The sequence below is a fragment of the Stenotrophomonas sp. DR822 genome (genome assembly GCF_019793815.1).
In the GTDB taxonomy this organism is placed as follows: Bacteria; Pseudomonadota; Gammaproteobacteria; order Xanthomonadales; family Xanthomonadaceae; genus Stenotrophomonas; species Stenotrophomonas indicatrix.
Genome location: NZ_CP081826.1, coordinates 425,997 through 441,062, shown reverse-complemented (window position 1 = coordinate 441,062; position 15,066 = coordinate 425,997). Strand labels below are relative to the sequence as shown.

At 64.2% G+C, this 15,066-nt stretch carries 14 protein-coding genes; 6 read left to right on the top strand and 8 right to left on the bottom strand.

Going from position 1 to position 15,066, the window contains the following annotated elements; genetic code table 11:
- The first annotated feature begins 3 nt into the window (after positions 1-3).
- A complete protein-coding gene (locus K5K93_RS02145) occupies positions 4-327 on the top strand; it encodes a hypothetical protein (protein ID WP_261311902.1) in 324 nt (107 codons plus the stop codon).
- Positions 328-398: 71 nt separating this feature from the next.
- Here K5K93_RS02145 and K5K93_RS02140 read toward each other — a convergent pair whose 3' ends face one another.
- From K5K93_RS02140 to K5K93_RS02130, 3 genes are all read right to left on the bottom strand, one after another.
- Complete coding sequence (locus tag K5K93_RS02140; RefSeq protein ID WP_222389550.1) at positions 399-1,268, bottom strand: trypsin-like serine protease; 870 nt, start codon at positions 1,266-1,268, stop codon at positions 399-401.
- 301 nt (positions 1,269-1,569) lie between these two features.
- Positions 1,570-2,151: a hypothetical protein gene (locus K5K93_RS02135; protein WP_222389549.1), complete on the bottom strand. Its 582-nt coding sequence runs from the start codon at positions 2,149-2,151 to the stop codon at positions 1,570-1,572.
- A 69-nt stretch (positions 2,152-2,220) separates the two neighbouring features.
- Entirely contained in the window at positions 2,221-3,393 is a 1,173-nt protein-coding gene (locus tag K5K93_RS02130) for a serine hydrolase domain-containing protein (RefSeq protein WP_222389548.1), read from the bottom strand.
- A gap of 273 nt (positions 3,394-3,666) precedes the next feature.
- Here K5K93_RS02130 and K5K93_RS02125 point away from each other — a divergent pair, with 273 nt between their 5' ends.
- Positions 3,667-4,599 carry an ABC transporter six-transmembrane domain-containing protein gene (locus tag K5K93_RS02125; RefSeq protein WP_222389547.1) on the top strand — a complete coding sequence of 311 codons (933 nt, stop codon included), beginning with the start codon at positions 3,667-3,669 and terminating at the stop codon, positions 4,597-4,599.
- 14 nt (positions 4,600-4,613) lie between these two features.
- On the opposite strand, the gene K5K93_RS02120 is transcribed toward K5K93_RS02125, so the two are convergent.
- The 3 genes from K5K93_RS02120 to K5K93_RS02110 all read right to left on the bottom strand — a co-directional run bounded on the left by K5K93_RS02120 (position 4,614) and on the right by K5K93_RS02110 (position 7,219).
- Positions 4,614-5,084 (bottom strand): nuclear transport factor 2 family protein, encoded by a 471-nt coding sequence (locus tag K5K93_RS02120; RefSeq protein ID WP_222389545.1) that lies wholly within the window; start codon positions 5,082-5,084, stop codon positions 4,614-4,616.
- A 312-nt stretch (positions 5,085-5,396) separates the two neighbouring features.
- Complete coding sequence (locus tag K5K93_RS02115) at positions 5,397-6,305, bottom strand: methylenetetrahydrofolate reductase (RefSeq protein WP_222389543.1); 909 nt, start codon at positions 6,303-6,305, stop codon at positions 5,397-5,399.
- Positions 6,305-7,219, bottom strand: coding sequence for a LysR family transcriptional regulator (locus tag K5K93_RS02110; protein ID WP_222389541.1), 915 nt, complete (start codon positions 7,217-7,219; stop codon positions 6,305-6,307). The genes K5K93_RS02115 and K5K93_RS02110 overlap by 1 nt, the downstream gene beginning before the upstream one ends.
- A gap of 175 nt (positions 7,220-7,394) precedes the next feature.
- Here K5K93_RS02110 and msuE point away from each other — a divergent pair, with 175 nt between their 5' ends.
- Genes msuE through K5K93_RS02095 form a run of 3 tightly spaced genes read left to right on the top strand, consistent with a single transcriptional unit; the run spans position 7,395 to position 10,092 of the window.
- Entirely contained in the window at positions 7,395-7,976 is a 582-nt protein-coding gene (gene msuE, locus K5K93_RS02105) for an FMN reductase (RefSeq protein ID WP_222389539.1), read from the top strand.
- A gap of 57 nt (positions 7,977-8,033) precedes the next feature.
- Entirely contained in the window at positions 8,034-9,011 is a 978-nt protein-coding gene (locus tag K5K93_RS02100) for a DUF1852 domain-containing protein (protein ID WP_222389537.1), read from the top strand.
- 40 nt (positions 9,012-9,051) lie between these two features.
- Positions 9,052-10,092 (top strand): methionine synthase, encoded by a 1,041-nt coding sequence (locus K5K93_RS02095; protein ID WP_222389535.1) that lies wholly within the window; start codon positions 9,052-9,054, stop codon positions 10,090-10,092.
- A gap of 118 nt (positions 10,093-10,210) precedes the next feature.
- Here K5K93_RS02095 and K5K93_RS02090 read toward each other — a convergent pair whose 3' ends face one another.
- Both K5K93_RS02090 and K5K93_RS02085 read right to left on the bottom strand, forming a co-directional pair.
- Positions 10,211-11,215, bottom strand: a complete 1,005-nt coding sequence (locus K5K93_RS02090; protein WP_222389534.1) for a PHB depolymerase family esterase — start codon at positions 11,213-11,215, stop codon at positions 10,211-10,213.
- Positions 11,216-11,302: 87 nt separating this feature from the next.
- Entirely contained in the window at positions 11,303-12,706 is a 1,404-nt protein-coding gene (locus K5K93_RS02085; RefSeq protein ID WP_222389533.1) for a GntP family permease, read from the bottom strand.
- A gap of 181 nt (positions 12,707-12,887) precedes the next feature.
- On the opposite strand from K5K93_RS02085, the gene K5K93_RS02080 reads away from it, so the two are divergent.
- Positions 12,888-15,062, top strand: a complete 2,175-nt coding sequence (locus tag K5K93_RS02080) for a TonB-dependent receptor (RefSeq protein WP_222390934.1) — start codon at positions 12,888-12,890, stop codon at positions 15,060-15,062.
- Positions 15,063-15,066: the final 4 nt, after the last annotated feature.

Genomic DNA, 15,066 nt, shown 5'->3' with positions numbered 1-15,066 from the left:
GAGATGCGCAACACCATCGCCGACCATTTCTGCGAGCTGGCCGACCAGGGGCGCATCCAGCCTCGGGTAAAGCCGTTGGTCCGCGCCGAATCCTCGCCACTGAACTGTGGTGCGCTGGGAGAGCAGGCCGGTTCGAACTTTGTCTGCGGCGGTGAAATGTGCTTCGTCGGCAAGGGCGGCGAAATGGACACCATCACGTTCAGTCCCACGCTTCGCCGCGAGGAGGATGGGCGCATCGCGTTCTACGTGGGCAATGACGAGGAAGGTGAACAGGTGTGGCGGGTGCCCGCCCCGCGGGCCACCTCAGCGACATGCGCGGGGCGCTGAGCGCTGAGCGCGGCACATCTGCGCGCGCTCCGCTTCAGACCAGTTTGTGCGGGATTTCACGATCGAACCTGTTACGGGCGTCCATTTCCAAGTGAGCCATTGGCGCGTCCGGTTTTACTGGGCGGCAGGCTATCGTCCCCCTGCCGCATGACGGCCTCGATCCAGTCGACGTAGCGTGACACGCGAACGTTGTGGACCATCTGGCCATAGAAGCCCGCTTCAAGGGCATGCTCGGGTACGGCCGTGATCCACGACCCGAGTCCCACCAATTGCCAGGCGCCGTGGTCGTTGACCACAAGTGGACCACCGCTGTCTCCACTTCCCAGTACCCCCTCAAGCGGCAGGCCCTGCGGCGGCGGATCGAACCGGTACCAGAGATACCGCTGATTGCCGCCGGTAATCGTGTTGTGGGCCCGCCGCAGGGATGTACGGCGCGGCGCATCCGGCAACTGGCCAACCGCACCGTTGCCGGTGGCGCCCTTCCCCATCAGGACGGCGACCCGCGTGACCTCTGCTGAACCCCGATACAGCGCCACGGGCGTGGCATCGGTCACCGGCGCGGCAAGCTTGATCAGCGCGATGTCATCCGAGGCCGCCAGGAAGACATGGATCCGGGAAGGACTTCCTGTTGCCATCGCCTCCTTGCCCAGGGATTCGGGCATCCTCCGGTAGCCGGGATGCAGGAATACGCGTTCAACGCCATACGCGTGGCCATTGATCGCGATCGTTGCTCCCATCCCTTCCATCGGCGCTGCATGCGCTGCGGTCAGCACCCAACGCGGGGCGATGAGAACGCCGTGCCCCTCTCCTGACATGTCCGCCAGCGCCGCGAAGTCAGATCGTTCGATGCGGTACCTGCCATCTTCGACATCATCACGGATGACGATGGCCGCGGCAGCGAACGGGAGCGCGGCAAGCAGCAGAAAGAGCCAGCGATTCATCGAAAGCATTCATCCTTGTGGTCGATCGATCCAGCCTAGCAAAACGCATCGACACTGCTGATGGACGCGCGACCAGTTCCCGTGGTGACCGACGAAGGGATGGAAACCGCGTCTGAAACCGGGACGCGCCGAGACGTTTAATGTTCACCGCGCAAGCCGAGCCTGGCATTCCTGCGGATCGAACAGCCCGTACGTGCGCAGGATTTCGAGGTTGGTCCGCGCCCTTGAATCCCTCTGTTCACAGCCCCGGAGCGAAGATCGGAAACCGGGAAGGGGCCCGTCCATGAGAACGTCGCGCACTTCACTGGGTGAAGTACAGACACCCGGCAACGGCGATCGGCATCGGGTCGGCCTCGATGCGCTGGGCCACCAGTGCCATCACTTCAATGCCATCGCCCTGGGCTTCGGGTGCTGACTGGACCAAGCGCATTCCTCCGGGTTCGCCCTGCGTCCCCGGCCCATCGAGGGAAAGCGCTTTGGTGAGGTCTGCAGCAAGGTCTGCATCGAAGACAGCCACCACGGAACTGCGCGACAGTATCAGCCGCGTGGACGGATGACCGAAGACCAGAGCCGGTGCTGGAAGCTTCATTTCCGCGACAACGCCGGGCATGTCGCCCAGTGCGTTGCTGTAACCCCCATCCTTGCCGGCGATCGGCTGCCAGCCACCCGATGGCTTCCCGCGGGTTGCGATGTCACGCAATTGATGGGCCAACACCCGGAATGCGGTGCGATCCGCCTTGCAGGACACGAGTGCCAGCGCCTGATCGATTTCATCCTGCTTGGGAACGGTGCTGCGGATCGATTCTGCTGCCGGGGCGTTCGGGGCAATGACAAGCCCCAAGCCTGCGAGCAGTAGAATCCTGTTCAACGTACGGGTGATCAATGCGCAATGCTCCTGCCTGGGGTGCCAACACTGTTCGGCACCACACCGCACAGCTGGGAAACACCCTCTCTATCGGGAAACATCATTGCCAGCGAGAGCTTCCCGCGCGGCGATTCTTTCGACCAGCGTATCGATCGCAGCCTCCATGGCGCGCGCCGTCTGGTCGCCGCTCTGGTTGGTGATGATGAAGATGCCAAGATCGTACTTGGGCACGATGTAGATGTAGCACTGCGACCGCGGTACGCCACCATGATGCGCATGGTAGACGCCCTTCAGCTGGTCACCGGAAACGATGTTCCAGAAGTAGCCGATGCTGAACTCCGAATCGAACGTGACCAGAGGGCGATGCGACTCCTTTACCACTGGCCCGTTGGCCAGCTGGAACCTGAGGTACTTCACCATTTCCGGGACAGTTGCCTTCACGTTCCCGGAGGCGCCCCACGGCAACTGTGGCATCGGCGTGGTCGGTATCGGGTTGTCGCTGTGATAGCCGACCGCAAGCCGGGACGCTTCGCTGTCGCTGAGTCTGATTCTGAGACCCGTCATCGCCGCGGAATCGCCAAGGAATCCGCGTAACAGCGACTCGTAGTCGCTGTTGTAGACGGTTTCCAGGATATGCGCTGTCAGTTCCGTTCCGGCACTGGAGTAGGCGTAGTCCTTGCCGGGTGCCCGGTCAATCTCGACGGCGTGCAGATCCTTGAAGAAATCAGCCTTGCCGTAGTGTGCATAGAGGGTGTTGAGTTCGCTGGGCGTACGATGATCGGTGAAGTCCTCCAACACCGTGTTCGCGCGTTCCGGCAGCATGTTCGGCAGGCCGCTGGTGTGCGACAGCAGATGGCGGATGCGGATGGGCTCGCCCTTGTACTGCAGGTTCGGATAGTCTCCCTGCAGGTACTGCCGGACGTCGTCGTCCAGACTGACCTTGTGTTCCAGAACGGCATTGGCCATCAGGGTGCCGGCCAGGGTCTTGCTCAACGAACCGATCTCGTAGAGGGTCGCATCGGTTGGATGGCCAGGCTTGCCGGTTTCCATGTCGCCGCGATGACGGACGAATTCCTCGCCCCGGTACACGACGCCGATCGAGGTCGAATGAAGCAGCGGCTGCTGGATCAGCGTCGCGGCAACTTCGTCGATCTCCGCCCCGAGATCCTTCGTTGCGGCCTTCTCGCTGGCGCAGCCTGCCGCCAACAACGCCGCGGATACGACCAAGCTGCCGAGCCATCGCCTGTTTCGAACAGTCATCGGATTCGCATGCATGCGTAGGCGCTTGAAGGGAGGTGGGGAAAGGGCTCTTAAGATACCCGATGGCAGGGGCTCGATTGCCGATGGATGCCGAGCCTCGCCCCGGGTCGAGCTCCCCTGGCCGGTGCACGCCCGTCGCTGAACGCTGCCAGCATCTCCACGCAATCTCCATCGCTCCTCCATGCTCCCTCCAAAGGACTGCAGATACTGGCAGCGATCAGGGGAAATGCCTCCATCGATCCCCTGCCCCATCCTCGATCTGCCCAGGTCCCCATGAAACCCCCACACGATCCGGCCGTCGCAGCCGGCAGCATCGGCCAGCAGAATGCGGCCGCCACCCTGAAAGCCATCCTGCGCACCTACCCCTGGCAGCTCACCGGCACCTTTTCGCTGGTGGCGCTGGAGAATGCGCTGCTGCTGGCCTATCCGCTGTTCGCCGGCTTCGCGGTGGACGCGATCATCCGTGGCAACGTCGGCCATGCCATTCCCTACGCCGGCGTGGTGCTGCTGTTCTGGCTGGTAGGCGCCGCCCGCCGTGCGGTCGATACACGCACCTTCACCCGTATCTACGCCGATCTGGCCGTAAACGTGGTGCAGGCGCAGCGGCGCCTTGGCCAGGCCACCTCCACCTCGGCGGCGCGCGTGGTACTGGCCCGCGAGTTCGTCGACTTCTTCGAGAAGCACGTGCCGATCATCGCCACTGCGCTCGTTTCCATGTTCGGCGCGGCGGCGATGCTGCTGGCAATCGAACCCCTGGTTGGGGCCGCCAGCCTCATCGCCCTGCTCGGTGCGCTGGTGTTGCTGCCCTCGTTCGCTCGCCGCAACGAGCAGTTGCACGGCCGCCTGAACAACCGGCTGGAGCATGAAATCCGGCTGGTCGACCGGGTCGGCCCGTCGGTACTGCGCCGCCACTACCGCACCCTGTCGCGACTGCGCATCCTGCTGTCCGATCGCGAGGCTGGTGCCTTCGTGGTGGTCGGTGCGGCTGCTGCGGTGCTGTTTGCCTTGACCATCGGCCGCCTCGCCACGACCGATGGCGTGACCCCTGGCCACGTCTATGCGGTGATGACCTACCTGTGGACCTTTGTCGGCAGCCTGGACGATGCACCGTCGATGGTCGACCAGCTGGCAAGGCTGAAGGACATCGGCCGCCGGGTGAGCCCGGGAATGGAGGATGCGGAGAACAACGTCCACCCCCGGCCATGAGCCACCGCAGCTGTCTAGGCGATTGTCTCCATTGCTGCGGGCAGAGCGACAACCGAGCCGCCCAGCACCTGCCAGACACCGGCCGTCTTCCCCCAGAAGCGGCAGTATCTGAAGCGGCCAGAGAAGGCTGCGCCATCGAAGGTTCCGGCCAGGGCCGCAGTGGTGAGTGCAACAGCGGTTTGATCATGCAGGGCAATCTCCACCGATTGCCATTCGGCCATGCTCAGCTTCTGGCGCCCTGAACGATGCAGGGCCAGATCATCCTGCTTGCCAAACACTTCGCCCGAAGGCCCCACAAAGATCAGGGCGTCTGCAATCAGGCCATCCAGCGCGGCCACGTCGCTGGTGAGCATCGCGATGCGCAGCGCTTCTTCGAGCTGCCGTATTTCAGTGTCCATGCCGGCTCCATGGTGGTTGGGCGATTGCTGCGTCAGTGACAACCTGCCATCACTGCCGATGGGCTTCGGGCAGTGTGTTCGATTCATGGGTTCTCCCAGGGCCAGGAATGATTCAGGCGCGTATACGGGACTACGCCGGCCGTGTCAGCCACGCGCCCGGCTCGACGACCTGCACGGCCACGGCACGGTCACCGGCTGCCTTACGAAGCCGCCCGAGCGGGTCGTCCACTTCCGCATGGTTGTCCATTCCGCTGATGCCATAGTGAATGGGCGCCAGCGTGCGTGCACCGAGGATTGCCGCCGCTGCCACCGCCTGCACCGGCGTCAGTACGCCAGGGTGGCCACTTACGGGCTCGCGCCAGAGGCGTACAGTGATCGGCCATGACAGCCCCATGCGTGTCATGACGGTTCATCGGCAACAGGTGAGCCGGTCGTGTGCGCATCGCCTGCGCGCGTCCGGTAGTGCTCCACCCACTCCATGGTTGGTGCGATACCGCCGAAGGGAAACAGATGCGGGCTGACCTGCCCAAGGGCTTCGGTCAAGCCCTCTACCAAACGACCCACGAACACGTCCGGCCCGGCCCTTCCCAGCAGGCGGCCGATGGAGATGCCGTAGCGGGACAGCATCGAGGTGCTTGCAGCGACGCCGCACATGGCCGCATAGCGTACAAGCCGCGCGATGCTGGCCGGCCCGGGGACGCCCACCAGCACCGGATGGGTGATGCCACGGGCGCGCAGTTCATTCAACCAGGCCAGAACGATATCGGCGTCGAATGCGAACTGGGTGATGATCAGCGGTGCCATGCCTCGCTCTTCGATACGCTGGCACTTGTTTTCAAGCACGCGCCACCTCTCGGCGCTGGTCATCACCGGATGGCCTTGCGGATGCCCGCCCACCCCTACGACCTTGATGCCGGTGCGCTCGAGAATGCCGCTCTCGATGATCGATGTGCTGTCGGCGAACGGCCCGGCAGGCGTGGCAAGATCGCCTGCGATCACCAAACAGCGCTCAATGCCGGCGTCGATGACGGCACGCTCGATGAAGTGCTCCAGCGCCGCCCGCGAGCCGATGCGGCGTGCGGAAAGGTGCGGCATCGGCTCGAACCCCAGTTCGCGCACCCTGCGTGCCGCCGCCAGTCGCGCAGCATCGTCCTCGCTCGGCAGGTAGGGAATGGAGATCGTCGTCCCCCGTGCAATGCGGGCGGCTTCGGCGCGCAACGCAGGCATGGCCTTGGCACTGACTTCCAATGAAAAGGCGTTGACGAAGGTCTGCGCCAATGGCTCCATGCGGCCAACGCCTGCTGACATCAGCGGGCTCCAGGCAGGTTGCCGGCGCGTGTGGAGCTGTTCCGTGCCAGTTCGACAAACGCCTGCAGGTAATCGATACCGGTATCGGCCTCACGCGCACCCAGGTAGATCTGCTTGGGAATGCCTTTCGCACCCAGACGCACCGGTACCACGTCCATGCGGGCTGCATATTCCTCCACCAGCCAACGCGGCATGGCGGCCACGCCGCGACCGCTGGCCACCATCTGCATCATGATGTCGGTGGTTTCGATGGCCTTGTGGCGCCGGGGCGTGACCCCGGCAGGCAGCAGGAACTGGTTGTAGATATCCAGCCGCTCGAACGGCACCGGATAGCTGATGAGTACTTCCTGGCTGAGCTGGCGGGGCTTGACGTGCTCGACCGACGCCAGCGCGTGGCCCTTGGCCACCACCAGCACCTGCTCGTAATCGAAGACGGGGACGAACTTCAGGCCCGGCTTCAACAGCGGGTCGGGCGTGACCAGCAGGTCGATCTCATAGCCGAACAGGGCGCCGATGCCGCCGAACTGGAACTTCTGCTTGACGTCCACATCGACGTCGGGCCAGCTGGCCAGATAGGGCGAGACGATCTTCAGCAGCCACTGGTAGCAGGGGTGGCATTCCATGCCGATGCGCAGCGCGCCACGCTCGCCCTGCGCGAACTGGCCCAGCCGTTCCTCGGCCAGGTCCAGCTGCGGCAGCACCCGGTTGGCCACCGCCAGCAGGTACTGGCCCGCCTGGGTCAGGCGCAGACTGCGGCCTTCGCGCAACCAGACGTTGGTGCCCAACTGCTGCTCCAGCTTCTTCATGCTGTGGCTCAGGGCTGACTGGGTCAGGTTCAGCACGCCGGCGGCGGCCGTGAGCGACCCCTGCTGCTCGACCTGCTGCACGATGCTGAGATGGATCCGCTCCAACATGACGATGAATCTAACTCATGGATTGGTGAAGTAATACCATTTTACGTCATGGGAAGGGCTGGCTAGCATCGGCTCATGCCTTCGGATCCCTGCCAGCGCGGCTACCCAGCCGGCACGCAGGACTGCGCCCCTGCAGGTCACCCCGAAGCAGCCCCTCCCCTGCTGAAGCGAAGAGATGACCCGCCCCCTCCGTATCGTCGCCGTTTCCGGCGGGCTGCAGCGCCCCTCAAGGGCCGCGACCCTGGCCGAGCACCTGCTGGACCTGATCGGCGAAGGCGTCCCCTGCGATCAGCACCTGATTGAACTGGGTGAACTGGCGCCGCAACTGGCCGGTGCGCTCCGGCGCTCGCAGTTGCCCGAACCCGTGGAGCGGCAGTTGGCCGCTGTCGAGCGTGCCGATGTGCTGGTGGTGGTTACGCCGGTCTACCGCGGTTCGTACACCGGCCTGTTCAAGCACTTCTTCGATTTCATCGACCAGGACGCGCTGGTCGATACCCCGATCCTGCTGGCCGCCACCGGCGGCAGCGAACGCCACGCGCTGGTGATCGACCACCAGCTGCGGCCGCTTTTCAGCTTCTTCCAGGCGCGAACCCTGCCCTTGGGGGTTTACGCAACCGACAAGGATTTCGCAGATGGCTGCGTGCGGAACGAGGCCCTGATGCAGCGGGCGCGGCTGGCGGTGCAGCGAGCGATGCCGCTGCTTGCGCTCTCCCATCGTGCAGCCCCTGCCGCTACCGAGGCCGCTGCAGTCCTCTGAATGCCGAATGCCAGCGACCTGCATTCGGATGTCACCCCGCAACCCGGAACGCCGCCCATGACGACCGAGAACTTCACCTTCAGCATCACCCGTATTCCGTTCAACGAGGACTACCAGCCCGCTGACGGCACGCGCATCACCACCAACTTCGCCAACCTGGCCCGCGGCGAATCCCGCCAGGAAAACCTGCGCAACACGCTCGACATGATCAACAACCGCTTCAACGATCTGGCGCACTGGGACAACCCCAGCGCGGATCGCTACGCGGTCGAGCTGGACATCATCTCGGTGGAGCTGCACATCGATGGCAGCGACGGCAGCGATCCGTTCCCGTTGATCGAGGTGCTGCGGCCGACCATCGTCGACACGCGTACCGGCGTGCGTACGGAAGGCATCGTCGGCAACAATTTCTCCTCCTACGTCCGCGACTACGATTTCAGCGTCGTGCTGCCCGCCAGCAACGAAGGCAAGGACACCTTCGGCATTCCCGAAGGCTTCGGCGACCTGCATGGCAAGCTGTTCAAGCACTTCCTGGCGTCCGACGCCTACCGTGCGCACTTCAGCAAGCCGCCGGTGATCTGCATCAGCGTGTCCAGCAGCAAGACCTACCACCGCACCGAGAACAACCATCCCATGCTGGGCGTCGAGTATCGGCAAGGCGAGTTCTCCCCCACCGACCAGTACTTCGACAAGATGGGGCTGCAGGTGCGCTACTTCATGCCGCCAGGCAGCGTCGCGCCACTGGCGTTCTACTTCCAGGGTGACCTGCTGGGCGACTACTCGAACCTGGAACTGATCGGCACCATCAGCACGATGGAGGCCTTCCAGAAGATCTACCGCCCCGAGATCTACAACGCCAATTCCGTAGCGGGCAAGGTCTACCAGCCCAGCCTGAAGCACCAGGACTATTCGTCCACCCGCATCGTCTACGACCGCGAAGAGCGCAGCCAGCTGGCCGTCAAGCAAGGCCGGTTCACCGAAGAACACTTCATCAAGCCGTACCGCGCCGTGCTTGAGCAGTGGGCCGCCCGCTGATCCACCGCTTTTCCATTCGCCCCTCAGGACACAAGACGCAATGTCGACGAAGAAACTGCTCCCCACCTCCACCGCAGGCAGCCTGCCCAAGCCCTCCTGGCTGGCCGAGCCCGAAAAGCTCTGGTCGCCCTGGAAGCTGCAGGATGACGGCCTGATTGAAGGCAAACAGGATGCCCTGCGCCTGTCCCTGCACGAACAGCAGCACGCCGGCATCGACATCGTCAGTGACGGCGAACAGACACGGCAGCATTTCGTCACCACGTTCATCGAGAACCTCAGTGGTGTCGATTTCGAGAAGCGCGAAACCGTCCGCATCCGCGACCGCTACGACGCCAGCGTGCCCACCGTGGTGGATGCGGTGAGTCGTCCGAAGTCGGTGTTCGTGGAGGACGCGAAGTTCCTGCGCAGGCACACCACGCAGCCGATCAAGTGGGCGCTGCCGGGCCCGATGACCATGATCGACACGCTCTACGATGCGCATTACAGGAGCCGCGAAAAGCTGGCATGGGAGTTCGCCGGGATCCTCAACCAGGAAGCCAGGGAACTGGAGGCGGCCGGCGTCGACATCATCCAGTTCGACGAACCGGCCTTCAATGTGTTCTTCGACGAAGTGAACGATTGGGGTGTCGCTGCACTGGAGCGCGCGGTCGAAGGGCTCAAGTGCGAAACCGCGGTCCATATCTGCTACGGCTACGGCATCAAGGCCAACACCGACTGGAAACAGACGCTGGGTTCGGAATGGCGCCAGTATGAAGAATCGTTCCCGAAGCTGCAGACGTCCAGCATCGACATCATCTCGCTGGAATGCCACAACTCGCACGTGCCGATTGACCTGATCGAGCTGGTGCGCGGCAAGAAGGTGATGGTCGGTGCCATCGATGTGGCTTCCAGCACGGTCGAGACGCCGGAAGAAGTGGCCAACACGCTGCGCAAGGCCCTGCAGTTCGTGGACGCTGACAAGCTCTACCCCAGCACCAACTGCGGCATGGCGCCGCTGTCGCGTGACGTAGCACGAGGCAAGCTGCGCGCGCTCAGCGCGGGCGCACGGATCATCCGCGACGAGATTCTGGCCCGCGGCTGAGCACGAGTGCGCGTGCGGGGGGGACACGTTTGGATGGATGAGGCAAAGGCCGCGCGCCAGTGCGGGAGCCCACCGCTCCCACACTGGCGCCGCCTCCCCTGCTCCTGTGCCTCCACACTCAGCGCTGCTGATCCTTCAGGAACAGCCAGGTAATCAACGTGGCATCGGGCCCCTTGGGATCGGTGAACGGCAAACCGGACTGGCTGCCGCTCCAGGCATGCCCCATCCCCTGCACCACGTAATGCTGCACCAGCGTCCTGCCGCCATAGGTGTAAGAGTCAACCGTGTAGGCACGCCCACCCGGCACCTGTCCGTGGAAGGTACTGGTCGGTACATACTTCACCGAGTCGTTGTCCACGCCATCGTCAGCCAGGTCGTTGGTCTGCAGGAACTGGCGCACGGCCTGCTGCCCGTTGACCGGGTTCACCGTGGCGTCGGCGGTGCCATGGAAGACCAGCACCGGGATCGGCCGCGGCGACGGCGAGCCCGAGCACTGCCAGGCCAGCCGCCCGTTGCTGTCCGGTGAGTAGATGCTGCCGGCCAACAGCGCATAGGCGCTGCCGGAAATCGTGGTCGCGCCCTTGTACATGCCGCCCGAATGGATCGCGCCCGCCGCGAACACATCCGAATAGCAGGCCAGCATGATCGAAGTCATCGCCCCGCCGGCGGAAATGCCGGTGACGTACACGCGATGCGGATCGATGCTGTAGCCCGCTTTCACCTTGTCCACGATGCCGGCCAGGATGGAGGCTTCGCCACTGTCGCGCGCCTGGTTGATCGGCAGCTGCCAGTTCCAGCAGCGTGCGGGGTTGGAGGTGACGTTCTGCCGCGGATAGACCACGATGAAGCCTTCGGTGTCGGCGACCTCGTTGAAGCCGGAGGCCTCGCCCATCAGGTTCGGCCCGGTCACGCAGCCGTGCAGCACCAGCAACAGGGGCAGTGGCCGCGTTTCGTCGTAGCCGGCCGGCACCCACACCTGGTACTCGCGGGCACCGAACAGATTGCCGTACAGGCCAACATCCCAATGCCCGGGTGGGTCTGCCGCAGAGGCGGCGCCCGTGGTGGCCAGCCAGGTGCACAGCAGCAGCATCAGCGCCTTGATTGAATCGATTCCAGATTTCATGACCAGATCCTCATGCGTGAGTCGTGGATGAAGTGGTACCGGAAATCCTCGTGGACCGACCTTCCAGAGGGTGCTGCGACGCCGCTGTCAAACCCAGCCGGTGGCGTAGTAGATGCCGATCACCACGAACACCGCGAGGGTCTTGATGATGGTCACTGCGAAAATGTCCTTGTAGGCCTGGCGATGGGTCAGCCCGGTGACCATCAGCAGGGTGATGACCGCACCGTTGTGCGGCAGGCTGTCCATGCCCCCCGATGCCATCGCGGCAACACGATGCAGCACCTCCATCGGGATGCCGGCAGCCTGCGCGTTGGCGATGAAGGTCTCCGACATCGCCGCCAGGGCGATGCTCATGCCGCCCGACGCAGAGCCGGTGACGCCGGCAAGACCGGTTACGGTGACCGCTTCATGCAGCAGGGGGTCCTTGATCGCCCCCAGCGCGTTGGCCACCACCATGAAGCCGGGCAACGCGGCGATGACCGCGCCGAAGCCATATTCCGAGGCGGTGTTCATGGCTGCCAGCACGGCACCACCGATCGCCGCCTTGGTCCCCTCGGCAAACTGGGTGACCACCGGGCGCCAGGCCAGCGCAAGCACCGACAGGATGCCAACCAGCAGTGCCCCCAGCACGGCCCAGATTGCGGTGATCTTCGCCACGCCCTGCACCACCGGCGCGGCGCTGCCCATGCTCGACGGCACGAAGCTGTGCTCCGCACCGTACCAGTGCGGTATGCCCAGGGTGAACAGCTTGTTGGACACAAACACCAGCAGCAACGGCAGCACGGCAATGCCCGCGTGGGCCAGATGGGTGCCTGCGAACGGCGCCGGCTCGTTCACCAGCGTGGCCGGGTCTCCGTAGCCCTCGCCACTGCGCACCGCCGCGCGGCGGCGCCACTCCAGGTAGGCCATGCCCACCGCAAGCACGAACACACTGCCCAGCGTACCCAGCACCGGAGCCGCCCAGGTATCGGTGCCGAAGAACGTGGTCGGGATGATGTTCTGGATCTGCGGCGTGCCCGGCAATGCGTCCATGGTGAAGCTGAAGCCGCCCACCCCCAGCGTGGCCGGAATCAGGCGCTTGGGGATGTTGCTCTGGCGGAACATCTCGGCCGCGAACGGATAGACCGCGAACACCACCACGAACAATGACACGCCGCCGTAGGTGAGCAGGCCCGACACTAGCACGATCGACAGCATCGCCCGCTGCGGTCCGAACAAGCCGATCGCCGCACCCACGATCGAGCGGGAGAAGCCGGACAGTTCAATCAGCTTGCCGAACACCGCGCCCAGCAGGAACACCGGAAAATAGAGCTTGAGGAAGCCAACCATCTTGTCCATGAACAAGCCGGTGAACATCGGTGCCACCAGCGAGGGATCGGTGAGCAGCACTGCGCAAAGCGCGGCGATGGGCGCGAACAGGATCACGCTGTAACCGCGGTAGGCCACCAGGATGAGGAAGGCCAGCGCAGCAAGTACGATCAGTAGCGACATACGGCGCTTCCGGGTGGGGACGCGCCCAGTATCCGGATCTGGCGACCGCTGCCGACTGGACCTAGGTCCACTCGCCGGTGCGCAACCGCGCCGCTAGCCTAGCGTCCATGGGTGGCAATGGGCCATTCGCCGCGTACATGCCTTGGGGGAGGACCGAATGAAACGGAATTGCTTGAGCCTGATGATCGGCACACTGCTGGCCACCGGGCCGGTCCTGGCGCAGGACGCACCGCAGGGCGCGCCGGCAGCCGCCCGCACCGCTTCGGCCACCAACCTGGACAGCATCACGGTGACCGCACGCAAGCGCGAGGAAACCCTGCAGGAAGTGCCGGTTGCCGTCACCGCCTTTACGTCCGAAGCCCTGGACAAGATGAACGTCCAGGACATCAGCGACCTTGATGGACAGGTCCCCAACCTGACCATCTACGCGGCGCGCGGCGCCAGCAGCACGGTCACCGCCTACATCCGCGGCGTCGGCCAGTCCGACCCCACCTGGGGCGCTGACCCGGGCGTGGGCATCTACCTGGACGACGTCTACATCGCCCGTCCGCAGGGTGCGCTGCTGGACGTGTTCGACGTCTCGCGCATCGAGGTGCTGCGCGGTCCGCAGGGCACGCTGTACGGCAAGAACACCATTGGCGGTGCCATCAAGTACATCTCGCGCGGCCTGCCCACCCAGACCGAAGGCTTCGCCCAGATCACCGTGGGCAACTACAGCCAGCTGGACGCCAAGGCGGCGATCGGCGGCCCGATCGGCGGGGCCGACAGCGGCCTGCGCGCGCGCGTGGCGGTGGCCAGCATGAATCGTGACGGCTTCGGCGAGAACACCTTCACCAACCAGCCGGTCAGTGACAAGCAGATCAATGCTGCACGCTTCAACCTGGGTGCGTATGCGGGCGACGACTTCGACGTGCAGTTCGCCCTGGACTGGATCGATGACCAGTCCGGCATGCGCGGTTCGAAGATGCTGGCACCCAATCCGTTCGTGCGCGCCTACCCGCCGATGGATGATCGCTACGACATCCGCTCGGGCATGCGCAACCTCAACAGCGTGGAGACCAAGGGCGCCTCGGCCACGGTGAACTGGCGGCCCAGCGAAGACGTTGCACTGAAGTACGTGGTGGCCAAGCGCGAGTCGGACAGCGACGCGAACATCGACTTCGACAGCACGCCGGTCAAGCTGGCCGATGTGGGTGGCACTTATCATGACGACCAGTTCAGCAATGAGGTACAGCTGAACTACGATGCCGGTGGCCGCGTGCGCGGCGTGGTGGGCCTGTACCAGTTCAGTGGCGAGGCCGGTGGACAGATCCGCAACAACTTCTTCAACCTGCAGTTCGGCGACACCCGCGGCAAGGTGCTCACCGACAGCATCGCGCTGTATGCCGATTGGACGTTCGACCTGACCAGCAAGCTGAAGCTGGACGTCGGCGCCCGCTACACCGACGAGGACAAGCGCGCGATCGTGCTCAACCGCTTCTATTCGGATGCGACGTTCACCCGTCCGATCGCGGTCGCCGCCGATTTCGACAAGAAGACCAATTTCAAGAACGTCTCGCCCAAGGTGTCGCTGGACTACCAGATCACCCCGGACATCATGGTCTACGGCCTGGCCACGCGTGGCTTCAAGTCCGGCGGCTACAACATCCGCGCCAATGCCGTTGCCGTGCCACGCTCGGCCGAGCCGTTCGATGACGAGACGGTCGACAGCTTCGAGATCGGCAGCAAGATGGCCTTCCTCGACCAGCGCCTGTTCCTGAACCTGTCGGCGTTCCACAACAAGTACAAGGACATCCAGCTGTCGGTGTTCACCGGCATCGATACCAACGGCGACGGTGTCGACGATGCCTTCTTCGGCGATTTCACCAATGCTGGCGCCGGCACCATCAACGGCCTGGAAATCGAGTACCAGTACCTGCCCAGCCAGCACTGGCTGATCTCCGGCAACCTGGCCTGGCTGGATGCCAAGTATGACGAGTACATGGACCGCGGCGTCAACGTGGCCAAGCAGATGAAGTTCACCAACGCACCGGACTTCTCGGGCGCGCTGAACGTGGAGTACCGCACCGACCTGGCCAATGGCAGCAACTTGTCCGCACGGGTGAGCTACAGCTACCAGAGTGAAGTGTGGCCGACCACCGATCTGAGCCCGGTGATCCGCCAGGACGGCTACGGGCTGGTCAATGCCGGCGTGACCTGGAAGCTTGACGACGCCTGGACCTTCTCGCTGCAGGGCACCAACCTGGCCGACAAGGAGTACCGCACCACCGGTTACAACATTCCGGCCGTCGGCACGCTGATTGGTTTCTATGGGCCGCCGCGCCAATATAGCCTCAGCGTCCGTTACGATTTCTAGGAAG